Genomic DNA, 15,499 nt, shown 5'->3' on the forward strand with positions numbered 1-15,499 from the left:
TTTCCGGTTGATCTCCGTAAAATTCATACTTTTTTCGTTTAGGAATAATTGGCCTATTTACTGTAATACCTCTGTTCCATAACCTCCATGATGAGCACAAATATTTCTTACTTCATTTAAATAAATTATCCATGAAGATAAGATAGTTACAGGCAATCCGAAATCCTCTGCTACTGCATTTTTTTGGTCATTATTCCTTAAACCTTTATATAATCTGGCAAGTTTACCTAAAGTAAGTGTTTCCATAGCCATATTGGATGGAGGTAAAGTCTCAAAAGTATATTTCTGTTTAAAAAATTTAAGAAACCTCTCTTGAGGTTTTTCATAACTATTCTTAATCTCTTTATTTATAGAATTATAAACATGCTTATTAGTATATAGATCATACTTAGTATACCAATAAAAACCATGATTTATACAGTAGTAATAAGTTAGTTTTGAACGTAGAGCTATTTCAATACGTTCCAAGTAATCACTTAGTATTGTTCTTAATTTCTTATCAAATTGGTAATGCACTATGATATCATTGAAACAGACCCCTTCCTTAAATCTATGACTACCATCTTTTTCTTGAAGGTGATACATATAACCAGTTAAACGAAAGTATCCAATTGTTGATAAATACCTTTTTGCCCGGTCAATATCAGATACAAATAATTTTCTTTCGACTAACAGGTTAATCTGCTCATCTATAGTTATGGGTTTCTTTTCATATTTCATTAAAACACAAAAAAAAGCCTCGCAAATTGCGCTTGAATCAGAGGCGTGCGAGGGATTGATATTACAAAGTTAATAATTTTTCTTTAAAAAAAGTTATTTCTATAAACAATCATCGATAAATGGTAAATCTATCGATAAACGGTATTTACCTAAAGTAAGATTCTACTCATCGAATAGTGGGAATATTCAGCCGGAGTTCAAAGTACTTTTGAATCATAACCCCAAAATAGTACATCATGAAAACCGGAATTATCATCCCCTGTTATAACGAAGAAAAGAGATTAGATCGTAATGCATTCCAATCTTTTATAAAAGCGCATAAAAATTATCACTTATGTTTTGTAAACGACGGTAGTCAGGATCAAACGCTGGAAGTTTTAAAAGAAATTCAAACAACAAACTCTAATCAGATCAGTGTTGTAAACATGAAAAGAAATGGGGGGAAAGCAGAAGCCGTACGTGTCGGGGCAAATTATTTACACCACAAAGTTGATACGGAATTTATAGGCTTTATGGATGCGGATTTGTCAACTGATTTTAACGACTTCAAGGGTTTAGTACATACCTTACAAACAAATAGCAAATTAGATCTTGTTTTCGGTTCAAGAGCTAAAGAAGGAACCGGAACTATCGAGAAAGACGGCTTCCGTCAGATAATATCTTATGTTATTAACCTACTGATTGTTTTCATTATCGGATTGGCTATTAAAGATACGCAATGCGGAGCTAAAGTATTTAGAGCTAATTTAGTCCCTGTTTTATTTAAAAAGCAATTTGTAAGCAAATGGTTGTTTGATGTGGAAATGTTTATACGTTTAAAGAATCACCTAGGTAAAGCTAATACCGTTAAGGCAATCTACGAACAACCTTTATTAAGATGGGTACATATGGAGGATTCTAAATTAGGTCTTAAAGATTCCTTAGAAATTCCATTAAGATTAGCTGCCATCTGGTATACCTATGCTATTAAAGATGTAGTATTGACAGATGTTGGTCATACTTTTGAAGAGCCTCAATTTGAAGTAACAAACCATTCTGTTACCGCAGTGGCAGCATAAACCAGTTATTAAATTCTGAATGAGTTAAGCTTAAGCTACAATCTGTTGATATGTAAGTATTATTTTAAAGTAATAAGTGCGCATATATGTTATTTATTATTTTTATATTTCCGAGTGAAGTGGTACTGATGTAAATTTTAGTAAATGATTCAGCTCAAAGAACATAATCTTAAAGAATTGCTTAAGAAAATTGCTGAGCAATTGGGTGGTAAATTAATGCGTTCAGGAAATACTTATATTTTTAAGGTTGATAATGAAAAGGCTAAAGGTTGTATTACGGGTCATGTACTATCACCCGGCTTAGATGCCCTTATTTATGATATCACTTTTTTTAAAGAAACAAAATTTGATATTGACGAAACTTTTATGAACCCTATTTACTTTCTATTTTTTTTAGAAGGTCAAATTATTCATCAATTTAAGAACGGAAAACAATCCCATCTTTTAGAAGCTTATAATAACATCATTTTACACAGTCCCAAAGACAAAAGAAATTTCACTACGGTAGCACCGGGAGTTCATATTAAAATGAGTGATATCCATGTTCTAAAAAAACAGATCAAAAAAAATCAACGCGGATCACTTTATTACCTAACGGAGGCTTTAAAGCAAATGTTTGCAGACTTTAATACGGATAAGATTTATGACTATAAAGGATTACTCTCTGGTCAGACAGCTAATTACCTCAAACTTTTAATAGAAAATGATAAAAAAGGTGTGGTAGGTAAATTATTTGTCGAAGCAAGTATTTTAAACATACTTTCTTCTCAAATAGGAGGATACGAGGCCTATCAAAAAGATAATCCAACAATAGATTCGATATCAAAAAAGGAATTGTCCAAAATTTTATATATCTGTGACTTTATTGTAGATAATTTAAGTGAAAAGATAAGTATTGATAAATTGACAAAACTATCCGGACTTTCTCCGGTAAAATTGCAGGCAGGATTTAAATATTTGTACAAACAATCCGTCTATGAATACATACGTGATGTTAGGTTAGAAACTGCTATGAATTTAATTAGTAATACCAATTTGACCTTATCAGAAATTACATACTTAATCGGTTTATCTAGTCGAAGTTACTTTACCCGAATTTTTAAAGAACGTTATAATATTTTACCTAAAGATTTTAAAAAACTAAAAGATACTTCTCTTTCATAAAGCTATGACTACATTAATCTACAAGTCAACGATGGCACCGGATTTTACGCATAATCAAATTCGATCTATGTTGTATCATGCTCGACATTTTAATGAAATAAATGAAGTGTCAGGATGTATCTTTTATGGAAACTCCCAGTTTTTACAAATGATAGAAGGCGAGCAGCATACTATTAGCGATTTATACGGTAGAATTCAGGAAGATAACCGCCATCATTCGGTTGAACTTTTATTTCATGAGGAGACACCAAAACGTCTGTTTAAAGAATGGAATATGATCTTTTTTAACGTAAAGCTATTTGAAGATTTTAAGAGTGAAGATGAAAATTTTATGAAATCAGTACTGGTAGATCGTTTTAAAGAAGAGCCTGAAATTCCAAGTATACAGGTATTAAGAGCGCATGTAAACTCTCTTAAAGAAAATCCGGAGACTAATTTTATCTAGATAGTAAGCAATAGCTTTTTTATAGCAACCCAAAAATCCGAAGTATTTTTTTTAGAAGTTCGATTGATATCATTTGAGTGATACTTATAAATGGTTAGTAATTGCTCAATTTTGGTATTACCTACGGCATTAAGGTTAGCCATAGAGAAATTAGTAAAATATCTTTCTTCGGTTAAATCTTGTTGAAGTACTTTAATATCAAGATGTCGGGAATCTTCTTTAATTTTCTGATAGATAAATAAAACATCTTCTTTCTTACCTTCCAGAATTTGAAAAAACTCCTTAAAATCATAAATCAAGCATCCGGTAACAATTCGATCCCCATTGTTTCGGTAAGAAGAATTTAAAATATCGTCAATATCTGCCTGGGTAATTCCGGGCTTGGCAACAGATTTGTAAGATAGCTGATATAACGAATTTTTAATTTTATCCGAACTTCGGTACTGCTTTGGTAACATTCCGATATATTTCTGAAAGAGCGAAGAAAAGTAGCTACGATTAGAAAACCCAATTTCGTAGGAGATTTCAGAAATATTCTTATCCGTAGTATCTAATAATTCAACAGCTTTCTTAATCCGTAGCTTTGTCGTATAATCCTGAGGAGTACTGTTAAACAAATACCTAAAACCAGATCGAATTTTCTTAGAATTTAAACCACTAATTTCAATAAGCTTGTTTATTGTAATTTGATGTCCAAGATGTGCCACGATATATTCTTTAAGCGCTGCAATCTTTTCAATTTCCGTCCTTTTTAAAGGAATAGTAATATCAGAATTATTTGCAAATTGTTCTTGGAAAAAGAACTGCCTGGCTAATAACATGAGGGTAGCAGCCTTGTTCATCATAAGGCTTAACGTATCCGTACCTCTGTTTTCGATCAGAAACTCCAGTTGTTCCAGTACCTGTGCCCTAATTTGTCCGAAATACCGATACGACTGTCTCTGGTGCAATTCTGTAAACAATTTATAAATTGAACTTTTAAAGATATCAATCTCTTTATCTTCAGTATTTACCAGAAGGTCCTCTACCATAATAATCATATTCAATTGTACCAGTCGATCTCCTTCAAAAATCAAATGGTCATTCTGTTCAGTATTATTTGCTATGATAATATTTTGTAAAATTTCAATTTTATTATACTCAATATTAAAATCACTTTTGTGGCTTACTTTTCCGGATCGGTGGTATAAACAGGAGATAACTGCAGAATCTGTGGTCTTTAAAGTAAAAGTGATTTTTTCTTTTACGCTTAAATCAAATAATATGGCATATACACCACTAAAAATCTGTAATAATCGAATTTCTCCTTCTGTACTTTTATTTTGTAGGGTAAGTATGGTAGAAAATTCACTTAGTACTTGTATATCAGCATCAAGTTCAGAAGCAATAGTTTGAAAAGAATCAAAGATGTTTTCAGGAATAATTTGTAACATAAAAGTTCCTATTCTTAGGATAAAATTGATTTGAGTAAAATGAGTACCTCAAAAGTATTTAAACTCCTTTTTACATTTTAACACTTGAGATTATAGTTTTAATAAATAAGATTAATTAGAGGTTAGCTCAAAATAATCTTAGAATAGACCATAACGGCAAAATGATGCTTTAGGCGTTAAAAAACAACATGTTAACCTTAAAATGTTAAAGTTTTATGAATAATGTATAGTTATTAAACTTTTTTAGACAAATAATTGTCTACTATAATATAAGGTAAGCTCTGAAATAAGATCCGTATGAAAATAATTTCTCTCTTTACGAATGAAAAAGCATTGATTTCAAATGCTAAAAAGGGAGATCATACGGCACAACATACGCTTTATCAAAAATATGCCCCTCAAATGTTAGCGGTATGTAGAAGGTATGTAAAAGATCTTCAATTTGCCGAAGATGTCTCGATACAGGGATTTTTGAAGGTTTTTTTACAATTGCATACCTACAGTGGTAAAGGAAGTTTTGAAGGGTGGGTCAAAAGAATTATGATCAATGAATCCATCAATTTTCTAAAGAAAAAACGAAGTTTAGTTTTTGATACCAATACAGAAGGCTATGAAAAAGTTACTAATTCAGGAATCACTTTAAAGAATGATGCGGAATATTTATTGAAATTTATAGATAGACTTCCGGATAATTGCAGGTCAATTTTTATACTGTATGCCATTGATGGATATAAGCATAGTGAAATTGCTGAATTGCTTGAAATACCTGAAAGTACTTCCAAGTCAAAATTGAGTAAAGCCCGAAAGATCCTTCAGGAGAATATAAAAAATTATAAACAGCGATATGAATCACTTTGATGTAGATGCGTATACAAAAGAGGTATTAAAAGATTTTACGATTGATCCTAATAAGGATGCGTGGACTACAATCTCTGGTAAGTTGAAGTCTGCAACACGTAGAAAAAAAAGGATACAACGAGTAAAAATTATGACTGCGGTAGGTGTTGTTATTTTTATTTCAGCTCTTCCGCTAAATCCGTATGGTTTTTATAATCCTTTTACAACAAATACACTTGCTTTTAATTGTAATTCTACAAATAAGGTTAATAATGGATCAATTGTTGTGACTAATAATACATTAAGTACGCAAGTTGTAAAGAATAAGGCAAATTCAACTAGCCTTCCTAAAAATAAGACGCTAAAGGTTTTTTTGAAGAAAGAACATAAAGAGAATGACCTCTTATGGGATAAATTTCAGGAGAATACATTAAAGAAAGATACAAGTGCTAACCGTATTGTTAGTATTACAGAGAGAAGTGAAGTAGATTCTTTATTGACTTTAGCCCAGCAACGAATTATAGAAAAGGAGCAGTTACATCTTCAGGAAAATAGGAAAATGATCGCTTACGAAATGCTTTCTGACCTGGATAAAGAAACGCTGACAGAAAAAGAAAATAATTTTTTAAAAAATATAAAACACAGTTATTCAAAAATTAAAACAATTCTTTCAAATTAAAAACTCACATATTTTGGTTGTTCATCCAGTTTTATTCAAATGAGATGTCAATCTTTTAAAAAGACTATTTAAATATTAACGCTATGAAACACTTTCTATTCCTATTACTGCTCTTATTATTTGTAAATAAACAGGTTACTGCTCAAAACGTCGGAAAAACGGAAACTCTTGCTATTTTAAATCAACAATTGGATGAAATAAAAGAAGAGGAAAAACAAAATTTAAAAGTACAAATTAACAATATTAATAGCTTGTTAGACAACGGAGTTATTGGGGTTAACGAAGCCAACCGGTTAAAAATGCAAGCTGCGGAAAAAACTGCCAAGAAAATTGAAGAACGCCAGACGTACTTACGACAAGCTATTACTCACTTAAACGGTTCCGGAAATACGGTAAGAGAAACTAGGGACAGCGAGATTTTTTCAGATATAGATACTTATTTTGACAAGAGAAATAGCGTATCTCCTGCAAAGCCACAAGGATATCCGCAACGACCACCGGTAAGACAATATCAATATCCTCAACCTGCCAGAGGTTATCAATATCAGCAACCTATTCAGCGAAATCAACAGATAGCACCTATAGGTAAAAAGAAATTATGGATATCAACACCAACATCTGTAGACCTGGTGTTAGCCGGAGGTTTATCTAATACAATAAGAGAGGAATTTGATCAAATTACAGAAGTTAGCCAGGAAAATATAGAAGATGAACGTTATTATGACCTGGAAAACTCTCGTTTCTTTGAATTTGGGTTTGCCTTAAAGACCCCTTTAGTACGTAGAAACGGAATTCGTATTAAATACGGATTATCTTATCAAACGAATATCCTGGCACCTAACGGCAATCGCTATTTTGCAGAGCGTAATGGCTTAACACAGTTAAGGGTGGCAAATGAGGAGATTAGAAGGTCACGTTTTGTAGTAAACAACCTGGTCGTACCTATTCATTTTGAAATAGGGTCTACCAGACTAAAACAAACCAGTGAGTCTAATTATTACTCCACTAAAGGTCAATTAAAGATAGGTTTCGGAGGGTATGCAGGGTTTAATGTACATGCCAGACAAACGCTGCAAACTTATGAGCGTAACCGAGGGTTGGTATATTTAAGGAGACAATATATCGATGGTTATGATGTGAATCGTTATATCTATGGGTTAAGTGCGTATATCGGAGTTGGAGGGTTTTCTATTTATGGAAAATACGATCTGAATACCATATTTAACAATGGGGTAGAAGATGAGCGTTTTGTATCCGTAGGTTTGCGGTTTGACTTATAATAAAAACAACGAATAATATAGAAAATTAAATTTTCTAATTTAGGTAGAGAACAAAAATGATATTTAAAATTATGGAGATGAAAATGAGAAATTTAGTTATTGCAGTGGCAATTTTATGGGGATTACAATCTTTTGCACAGGAGAACTCGTTAAAAAACGATATTATCATGGCTCAAGATGGTCAGATACTACAGGTAAAGGTAACAAAGGTTACTGATAATACCATTAGTTTTACCTATCCGGGAGAAAGTGTTACTAACGAAATTAATTCAAAAGGGGTTGATAAGATCATTTTTGCCAACGGAAGAACTCAAAATTTTGGAAGCAAGGAAGGAAATACTTCTCAGGTTCAAGCTCAAGTTGTCAGTCCGAAAGTTGAAAAAACAGCACCAGTTACGGTAGTTCCCGGCACGAATACTACCGATCAAAGTGCCTCTATTTATTCGGATTTTATTGAGGAAAAAGCTCCGGAACTTCCGTTATTCACTAAAAAAACCATGGCAATTATTCCGGTAAAATTTACGAAAGGAAAGCTATACGATAAAACTTTATCTAAAGATGCTACGGACCTTATGGTATCCTTGACTTCACAAAAAGCTGCAACTTCGGGAATCAAGGTTTTGGGTAAAGAAGATGTCATTAAAAAACTACTTGCTGCCGGAATTAATTATGAAAAACTAAGAAACTCTTCACCTCAGGAATTAAGAAAAGTACTGGGAACCGAATATTTATTGTATGTAACCCTAGAAGAAAAGGAGAAAGGAGAAGAAGCTAACCCTACAACCTCTTTAGGTTATGATTTTTTAAGTAGTGAAGAGAAGGTAGCTACATCTGCCAGTGATAAAAAACAAACGGAGTTGAGTGCTAATTTAAGAGTTTATGATGCAGACAGTGAAGTTGAAGCATATGAAGTAGATTTCTTTGAAACTATTTTTAAGAGAAGTCCTTCTACTCTAAATACAAACGTTGGTATAAGCAATAAATGGAAATCCTCTTTACGGTATTTAACAGATCAATTATATACTTCTAAGGTTTTTATGGGGCTTTAGGCGCTAACTAAAGATTTTAAAATATTAATTCAGCTATGTATTATAATAATTAGTCTTGATTGTTGGTTCTAGAAGCAATATTGATCTTAAATCTTTACCAGACACTAATAAAGTTGATAATAGAAATTGATAAAACCCGGGAATAAATACCGCATGTTATTTATTTCCGGGTTTTATGATAGAACAGTTCTAATATTTATAGATTGTTAACTAACCAATCTCCAACTTCGCTGGTTTTATAGGAGGTACCGCCTTCAGCCAGGTCTTCGGTTACATATCCTTCTTCTAAGGATTTATTGACTACGTTTCTGATAGCTTCTGCTTCTTCTTTTAAGTTAAAGGCAGTTTCAAACATCATAGCCGCAGATAATACGGTAGCTAAAGGATTTGCAATATCTTTTCCTGCAGCTTGTGGGTACGACCCGTGAATAGGTTCAAAAAGCGAAGCTTTTTCGCCTAAAGAAGCAGAGGGCATTAACCCCATTGACCCGGAAATTACTGACGCTTCATCAGTTAGGATATCCCCAAACAAATTTTCGGTAATTAATACGTCATAAGAATTAGGCCACTGTACTAATCGCATCGCAACCGCATCTACAAATTCGTAGCTTACTTCTACTTCCGGATAATCTTTTTCCATTGCCTGTACAGTCTCTCTCCATAATCGGGAAGATTCTAATACATTGGCTTTATCTACGCAACATAACTTTTTACCTCTGGACATGGCTGCTTCAAAACCTTTTTTAGCCAATCGTTGAATTTCTTCACGTTTATAAGTACACGTGTCGTAAGCAGTATCGCCGTTGTCTTCTCGTCCTCTTTTACCAAAATAGATACCACTTGTTAATTCTCTAAAGAAAACCAGGTCCGTGCCTTCAATACGTTCTCTTTTTAAAGGAGATTTATCAATTAAAGAAGGAAAAATAAAAGTAGGGCGAACGTTAGCAAACAAACCTAACTTTTGACGCATTTTTAATAATCCTTGCTCCGGTCTTACCTTCGCTGAAGGGTCATTATCAAATCTGGGATGACCAATAGCTCCGAATAATACTGCATCAGCTTTTTCACAAATCTCATGAGTTTCATCCGGGTAAGGCTCACCTACCGCGTCGATAGCTGCGGCACCGGTTAATGCTTTGGTCCAGTTAATTTGATGATTATATTTTGTTGCGATCGCATCACAAACTTTTACAGCTTGATCAATAACTTCAGGACCGATCCCATCTCCGGGAAGTAATGCTATGTTTAGGTTCATTTTTTTGGTTTACTTTTTGTTTTAAGTACTAGGTACTATGTATTAAGTACAAAGTGTAATAGTTATTATAATTTATATAGATATTTTTAAGTCTTCAGAATTTTAATGTGATCACTTTCTTTTAGATACTTTTATCAAAGTTCCTTTTTCATTTATCTAAATCTTTCATTTTACAGTAGTTTCGCTAATTTTTTATTTCTTTTTCAAAATAAATCTTTGTTACCTTCAAAATCTTCATATGTAAGTCCAACTATATCGTCTAAAATTCTATCAATTTGTTGTTTGAAATCACCATATTATTTTTCATTTAAATGTTGGAAGTTCAATTCTTGGTATCAATTAAATTATTTGAAGCTCCATTGTCCGTACTGTTATCAGAATACAAAGAAGTAATAATAATTGCTAAAAGGATTATTAATGATATTCTTACTTTAAGAAGTTGTTTAAACTTTCCTTAATTGGCTGCAAAATGTTCTTTTTCACTTACTTTTTATCATTTTTAAGTTCCGTAGCTACGGCTATGCAACTGAAAAATGATTTCAATTAAGCAAAAAATACCTATTTTTCGCTTCAATCAGAAAAGTTTAAACCACTTCTAATTATTTAAAATTTATTTTTCATCTACCATCTACCATCTACCATCTACCATCTACCATCTACCATCTACCATCTACCATCTACCAACTACCAACTACCAACTACCCCCTTATAATATTCAACATTTTCTGCGTAGCTTTAATGGCGGATACCGTTTGGTCAGAGTCCAGTCCGCGGGTAACAATTTCTTTTTCTTCAGTTTTCCAGGTAATAACAGTTTCACATAACGCATCCGAATTACTTCCTGGGGGAATGCGTACGGCATAGTCCACTAATAAGGGAAGTGTTTTACTTTTAGCCGTATATACTTTACGAATAGCATTCATAAAGGCATCGTACTGTCCGTCACCACTGGCATGCTCCTCCACGGTTTCTTGGTCAAAAGTGATTGCTACCGTAGCCGTAGGTTTTAATCCTTTGGCATGGCTTAGCACGTAGGATTTAATTTTAACCGTGTCTTTGTATAAATTGCTGTCTAAAACATCAGAAATAATATAAGGCAAATCATCCTGGGTAACCACTTCCTTTTTATCCCCAAGTTTTATAATTTTTTGGGTAACTTTTTTGATATCTTCAGGACTTAGTTTTAAGCCCAATTCTTCCAGATTTTTTTCAATACTGGCTTTTCCGGAACTTTTGCCCAGGGCATATTTTCGTTTTCTGCCAAAGCGTTCCGGCATCAAATCATTAAAATACAGGTTGTGTTTATTATCACCGTCCGCATGGATTCCGGCGGTTTGGGTAAACACGTTTTCACCGACCACCGGTTTGTTTACCGGGATTTTAAATCCGGAAAAGGTCTCTACCAGTTTGCTTACTTTATACAATTCGGATTCTTTTACGTTGATTTTTACATCCGGAAAATAATCGTTAATTACCGCGGTTACACTGGCTAGCGGAGCATTACCCGCCCGTTCTCCCATCCCATTCATGGTCAGGTGTAAGCCATTCATTCCTGCTTTAATCCCTTCCATAACATTAGCAACACCTAGATCGTAATCGTTATGTGCGTGGAAATCAAAATGAATTTGTGGATATTTTTCTCTTATTTCCTTAAGAAAAGTAGATGTTTCATCCGGAATCAAAACCCCCAAGGTATCCGGAAGCATTATTCTTCTAACGGGCTGGGTACTTAAAAAATCAAAGTATTCAAAAACGTATTCTTTAGAATTACGCATACCGTTACTCCAGTCTTCCAAATATATATTACTGGTAATTCCCCTTTCTGCTGCTTCTTTTAAATTATCAGCAATATCAGAAAAATGTTGTTTTGCTGTTTTTTTTAATTGATAAGTCAGGTGGTTTAAAGAACCTTTGGTCAAAAGGTTTTGCACTTTTGCACCGGTATTTTCCATCCATTGAAAAGACTTTCCTTTATCTACAAAAGTTAAGACCTCTACCTGATCTAGATGATTAGTTGCGGTAGCCCATTCGATAATATTTTTTACCGCGTCAAATTCACCTTGCGAGACCCGGGCAGATGCCACTTCAATACGATCTACGCCTAATTCTTCAATAAGAAGCTGGGCGATCGTTAATTTTTCAGAAGCAGAAAAAGAAATACCTGAAGTTTGCTCTCCGTCACGGAGCGTAGTATCCATAATTTCCAGGGCTCGCTTGGTCATTTTTTTAGTATATCTTTATCTTATAAATTAAATTTGCGTTAGGGATAGTAATGAAAATCCCACAGCCTGATCCCGAAAGCTTTCGGGAGAAGTGCGAGGAATTGTAATGGATAGCCCGCTCGAACGCCCAAAATAGTTGTCTAAAATGGTCGATCTTTTGCAAATTCCTGAATTTCGGATTTCATCCGGGTAAGATAATCAATGTCATCATACCCATTAAGCAGATTTTCTTTTTTATAACTATTAATATCAAAAGATTCGGACTCCCCGGTAGCGTTAATTGTTATTTTTTGCTCAGGAAGGTTCACCTCTAATTCAGAATTCGGATCTTTTTGGGTTTGTTCGAAAATCTTTTGTAGGAATGTTGGACTTACCTGTACAGGTAATACACCCACGTTCAGGCAGTTATTTCTAAAAATATCTGCAAAAAAACTAGATACCACACATCGAAAACCATAATCGTAAACCGCCCAAGCTGCATGCTCTCTGGAAGAACCGGAACCAAAATTTTTACCACCTACCAGGATTTTACCTGAATATTTAGGTTGGTTTAAAACAAAATCTTCTTTTGGCGTATCATCGTTGTTATACCGCCAATCCCTAAATAAATTATCGCCAAAACCTTTACGTTCCGTAGCTTTTAAGAAACGTGCAGGAATGATTTGATCCGTATCCACATTTTCTATAGGAAGCGGAACAGCGGTACTGGTCAATATTGTAAACTTATCGTAGGCCATTTTTTTAATTATGAATTTTAAAAGGTTAAGAAGTGAAGTTGATTGATTACCACTACTTCTGAATTTATAATCCTGTATTCTGCATTATTATCAGTTATGAGTTATAAACTAAGCTAGTTAGTGCCAAATATTACTCATAATTAATTAACATTCTAATTTTATAAAGTCGTTATTACAATTTCTATTATGAATTCAATTCCTTACAACTCTGAACTCTGAACTCTGAACTCTGAACTCTGAACTCTGAACTCTGAACTCTGAACTCTGAACTCTGAACTCTGAACTCTGAACTCTGAACTATTTCAAGCAATTGCTTCTTCTTTTAATAAAGTCCTTGGATCGGTGACAACACCGGTTACTGCGGTTGCCGCAGCTACCAGTGGACTTGCCAGTAAGGTTCTGGAACCGGGTCCTTGTCGCCCTTCAAAATTTCGATTAGAAGTACTTACCGCTAACTTTCCTGCCGGGATTTTATCCGCGTTCATAGCCAAACAGGCAGAACAACCAGGTTCTCTTAGCATAAATCCAGCCTCCGTAATAATATCCAGTAATCCTTCTTCTTTAATTTGGTCTTCCACTTCGTGCGATCCGGGCACCAACCATGCGGTTATGTTTTCCGCTTTTTTTCTTCCTTTAATTAGCGAAGTAAAAGCCCTGAAATCCTCGATACGGCCATTTGTGCAACTTCCTAAAAAAACATAATCCACTTTTTTACCGATCATATCCTGTCCTTCATCAAACTTCATATAGTTTAATGATTTCTTATAAGTAGATTCTCCGCCACCAATCGTATGTGCTTCCGGAATTTTATTAGTAATACCCATACCCATACCCGGATTTGTACCGTAGGTAATCATAGGTTCAATATCAGTAGCATTAAAGTTGTATTCCTTATCAAAAATGGCATTCTTGTCCGTATACAAAGTTTCCCAGTAAGTCATTGCTTTGTCCCATTCAGCTCCTTTTGGCGTATACGTCCTTCCTTTTATATAATCGAAGGTTTTTTCATCCGGCGCAATCATACCGCCACGAGCACCCATCTCAATACTAAGGTTACAAACCGTCATACGACCTTCCATGGTCATATTCTCAAAAACATCACCGGCATATTCTACAAAGTACCCAGTAGCTCCCGAAGTAGTTAAACGGGAAATTATATAAAGTGCCACATCTTTAGGGGTTACTCCTAATCCTAAAGTACCGTGAATATTGATACGCATCCTTTTAGGCTTAGGTTGCATAATGCACTGCGTAGACAATACCATCTCTACCTCTGAAGTTCCAATACCAAAAGCAATAGCACCAAACGCCCCATGAGTCGAAGTATGTGAATCTCCACAAACAATGGTGGAGCCGGGGAGGGTAATTCCGTTTTCTGGTCCTACTACATGTACGATTCCGTTTTTTCGATGCCCAAGCCCCCAGTGACTAATACCCCATTCTTTTGCATTTTCTTCTAAGGCCTTTAACTGGTTGGCAGACAATGGGTCTGCTACCGGTAAATGCTGATCAATAGTAGGCGTATTATGATCTGCCGTTGCAAAGGTTTTTTCAGGGTATAAAACGCTGTTCCCGCGACTTTTAAGACCTAGAAAAGCAACCGGACTAGTGACTTCATGAATAAAATGGCGATCTATAAAGAATACATCCGGTCCATCTTCAATTTTTCGTACTACATGTGAATCCCAAACTTTATCAAATAATGTTTTACTCATCGTTTTGCATTTAACAATCTAATTTTTCCGGGAAGATCTAACCGAAACCTGTAAACTAAGCAGGTTAATTTTGCTTTTTCACTAAAATTCTGTCTGCAAAAATACAGATTTGAAACCGAACATCCTTAAAAATTCTTAAAAGCCTCTACGATGGTCAAGAAATTACCGGATTGTATTGTGTTTTTTGAAAATTTGTGTTTTAAGTAGTAAAGATTTATTTGTCAATATATTAAAATCGGATTAGGTAGGAGAAGTGGCAAAGGACTAAGGTAGTATTTACATTGTTCAATAATTATTTTTACTAATATTTCTTAAAATTTTGTTTTGAAGTTGAAAAAGGTTGTATATTTGCCGTCCAATAGCGCGGGATGCTTCAAGAGCCTCAGCATAAGTTTCGAGAACCTCAGCATAGAGTGCTATTATTGAAAATTTGAAATTATTTATTAAAGAATTATCTTTAATATCTTAAAATATATATCGCGGGATAGAGCAGTAGGCAGCTCGTCGGGCTCATAACCCGAAGGTCACAGGTTCGAGTCCTGTTCCCGCTACTAAGATAAAAGTCATGACTTAATTGTTGTGACTTTTTTTATTTTATAAAGTGAGTGTAAAGGGCGAGAAGTTTATCCCAAGTGAGGTACGAGTCGAGGGAAGTCCTGTTCCCGCTACTAAGATAAAAGTCATGACTTAATTGTTGTGACTTTTTTTATAGATTATGATTATTAGTGTCCGGTTAAAATATGTAATAGCTTATAAAGTATAGTCAAATATGGCAATTCCAAACTTTAAAGTAGTTAGAGGTTGCTTTTTTACTTTTTAAAAGTAATTTGTTTTTTTTGACCTGGATAATTTTATATTATTGATTTTCAAAATTGTAATAATTAGTCTTGATTCTTGATTCTAGA

At 34.1% G+C, this 15,499-nt stretch carries 13 protein-coding genes and 1 tRNA gene; 8 read left to right on the forward strand and 6 right to left on the reverse strand.

Translation table 11 applies throughout. The features are described 5' to 3' along the window. Positions 1 to 57: 57 nt before the first annotated feature. The gene (locus NBT05_RS07285) at positions 58 to 720 is read right to left on the reverse strand and encodes an Abi family protein (RefSeq protein WP_265772832.1); all 663 of its coding nucleotides are present in this window, start codon (positions 718 to 720) and stop codon (positions 58 to 60) included. Positions 721 to 956: 236 nt separating this feature from the next. On the opposite strand from NBT05_RS07285, the gene NBT05_RS07290 reads away from it, so the two are divergent. From NBT05_RS07290 to NBT05_RS07300, 3 genes are all read left to right on the forward strand, one after another. Next, entirely contained in the window at positions 957 to 1,778 is an 822-nt protein-coding gene (locus NBT05_RS07290; RefSeq protein WP_265772833.1) for a dolichyl-phosphate beta-glucosyltransferase, read from the forward strand. A 144-nt stretch (positions 1,779 to 1,922) separates the two neighbouring features. Next, positions 1,923 to 2,942, forward strand: a complete 1,020-nt coding sequence (locus tag NBT05_RS07295) for an AraC family transcriptional regulator (protein ID WP_265772834.1) — start codon at positions 1,923 to 1,925, stop codon at positions 2,940 to 2,942. Between the two features lie 4 nt (positions 2,943 to 2,946). Then, positions 2,947 to 3,387, forward strand: coding sequence for a BLUF domain-containing protein (locus NBT05_RS07300; RefSeq protein ID WP_265772835.1), 441 nt, complete (start codon positions 2,947 to 2,949; stop codon positions 3,385 to 3,387). Here the strand turns inward: NBT05_RS07300 and NBT05_RS07305 are convergent. Continuing rightward, on the reverse strand, positions 3,384 to 4,820 hold the full coding sequence (locus NBT05_RS07305) for a BLUF domain-containing protein (protein WP_265772836.1): 1,437 nt from the start codon (positions 4,818 to 4,820) through the stop codon (positions 3,384 to 3,386). The genes NBT05_RS07300 and NBT05_RS07305 overlap by 4 nt on opposite strands. Before the next feature lie 297 nt (positions 4,821 to 5,117). Here NBT05_RS07305 and NBT05_RS07310 point away from each other — a divergent pair, with 297 nt between their 5' ends. The 4 genes from NBT05_RS07310 (at position 5,118) to NBT05_RS07325 (ending at position 8,665) form a co-directional block, all read left to right on the forward strand. After that, a complete protein-coding gene (locus NBT05_RS07310; RefSeq protein ID WP_265772837.1) occupies positions 5,118 to 5,678 on the forward strand; it encodes an RNA polymerase sigma factor in 561 nt (186 codons plus the stop codon). After that, complete coding sequence (locus NBT05_RS07315) at positions 5,665 to 6,336, forward strand: hypothetical protein (protein WP_265772838.1); 672 nt, start codon at positions 5,665 to 5,667, stop codon at positions 6,334 to 6,336. The genes NBT05_RS07310 and NBT05_RS07315 overlap by 14 nt, the downstream gene beginning before the upstream one ends. Positions 6,337 to 6,419: 83 nt before the next feature. Beyond that, positions 6,420 to 7,616 carry a hypothetical protein gene (locus tag NBT05_RS07320; protein ID WP_265772839.1) on the forward strand — a complete coding sequence of 399 codons (1,197 nt, stop codon included), beginning with the start codon at positions 6,420 to 6,422 and terminating at the stop codon, positions 7,614 to 7,616. Between the two features lie 83 nt (positions 7,617 to 7,699). Continuing rightward, on the forward strand, positions 7,700 to 8,665 hold the full coding sequence (locus NBT05_RS07325; RefSeq protein ID WP_265772840.1) for a hypothetical protein: 966 nt from the start codon (positions 7,700 to 7,702) through the stop codon (positions 8,663 to 8,665). 196 nt (positions 8,666 to 8,861) lie between these two features. Here the strand turns inward: NBT05_RS07325 and leuB are convergent, their stop codons facing one another. The 4 genes from leuB to leuC form a co-directional block, all read right to left on the reverse strand. Then, a complete protein-coding gene (gene leuB, locus NBT05_RS07330) occupies positions 8,862 to 9,920 on the reverse strand; it encodes a 3-isopropylmalate dehydrogenase (protein ID WP_265772841.1) in 1,059 nt (352 codons plus the stop codon). Between the two features lie 698 nt (positions 9,921 to 10,618). Further along, entirely contained in the window at positions 10,619 to 12,142 is a 1,524-nt protein-coding gene (locus NBT05_RS07335) for an alpha-isopropylmalate synthase regulatory domain-containing protein (RefSeq protein ID WP_265772842.1), read from the reverse strand. A gap of 140 nt (positions 12,143 to 12,282) precedes the next feature. After that, positions 12,283 to 12,879 carry a 3-isopropylmalate dehydratase small subunit gene (leuD, locus tag NBT05_RS07340; RefSeq protein WP_265772843.1) on the reverse strand — a complete coding sequence of 199 codons (597 nt, stop codon included), beginning with the start codon at positions 12,877 to 12,879 and terminating at the stop codon, positions 12,283 to 12,285. 302 nt (positions 12,880 to 13,181) lie between these two features. Then, the gene (gene leuC / locus NBT05_RS07345) at positions 13,182 to 14,594 is read right to left on the reverse strand and encodes a 3-isopropylmalate dehydratase large subunit (protein ID WP_265772844.1); all 1,413 of its coding nucleotides are present in this window, start codon (positions 14,592 to 14,594) and stop codon (positions 13,182 to 13,184) included. Positions 14,595 to 15,072: 478 nt separating this feature from the next. Here leuC and NBT05_RS07350 point away from each other — a divergent pair. Then, positions 15,073 to 15,145 (forward strand) — tRNA-Met (locus tag NBT05_RS07350). The last annotated feature ends 354 nt before the right edge of the window (positions 15,146 to 15,499 follow it).

This window comes from Aquimarina sp. ERC-38 (assembly GCF_026222555.1).
Lineage (GTDB): Bacteria > Bacteroidota > Bacteroidia > Flavobacteriales > Flavobacteriaceae > Aquimarina.

Coding starts and splice junctions, on each gene's coding strand:
- NBT05_RS07285 (WP_265772832.1), bottom strand. CDS start 720: ATGAAATATGAAAAGAAACCCATAACTATAGATGAGCAGATTAACCTG.
- NBT05_RS07290 (WP_265772833.1), top strand. CDS start 957: ATGAAAACCGGAATTATCATCCCCTGTTATAACGAAGAAAAGAGATTA.
- NBT05_RS07295 (WP_265772834.1), top strand. CDS start 1,923: ATGATTCAGCTCAAAGAACATAATCTTAAAGAATTGCTTAAGAAAATT.
- NBT05_RS07300 (WP_265772835.1), top strand. CDS start 2,947: ATGACTACATTAATCTACAAGTCAACGATGGCACCGGATTTTACGCAT.
- NBT05_RS07305 (WP_265772836.1), bottom strand. CDS start 4,820: ATGTTACAAATTATTCCTGAAAACATCTTTGATTCTTTTCAAACTATT.
- NBT05_RS07310 (WP_265772837.1), top strand. CDS start 5,118: ATGAAAATAATTTCTCTCTTTACGAATGAAAAAGCATTGATTTCAAAT.
- NBT05_RS07315 (WP_265772838.1), top strand. CDS start 5,665: ATGAATCACTTTGATGTAGATGCGTATACAAAAGAGGTATTAAAAGAT.
- NBT05_RS07320 (WP_265772839.1), top strand. CDS start 6,420: ATGAAACACTTTCTATTCCTATTACTGCTCTTATTATTTGTAAATAAA.
- NBT05_RS07325 (WP_265772840.1), top strand. CDS start 7,700: ATGAGAAATTTAGTTATTGCAGTGGCAATTTTATGGGGATTACAATCT.
- leuB (WP_265772841.1), bottom strand. CDS start 9,920: ATGAACCTAAACATAGCATTACTTCCCGGAGATGGGATCGGTCCTGAA.
- NBT05_RS07335 (WP_265772842.1), bottom strand. CDS start 12,142: ATGACCAAGCGAGCCCTGGAAATTATGGATACTACGCTCCGTGACGGA.
- leuD (WP_265772843.1), bottom strand. CDS start 12,879: ATGGCCTACGATAAGTTTACAATATTGACCAGTACCGCTGTTCCGCTT.
- leuC (WP_265772844.1), bottom strand. CDS start 14,594: ATGAGTAAAACATTATTTGATAAAGTTTGGGATTCACATGTAGTACGA.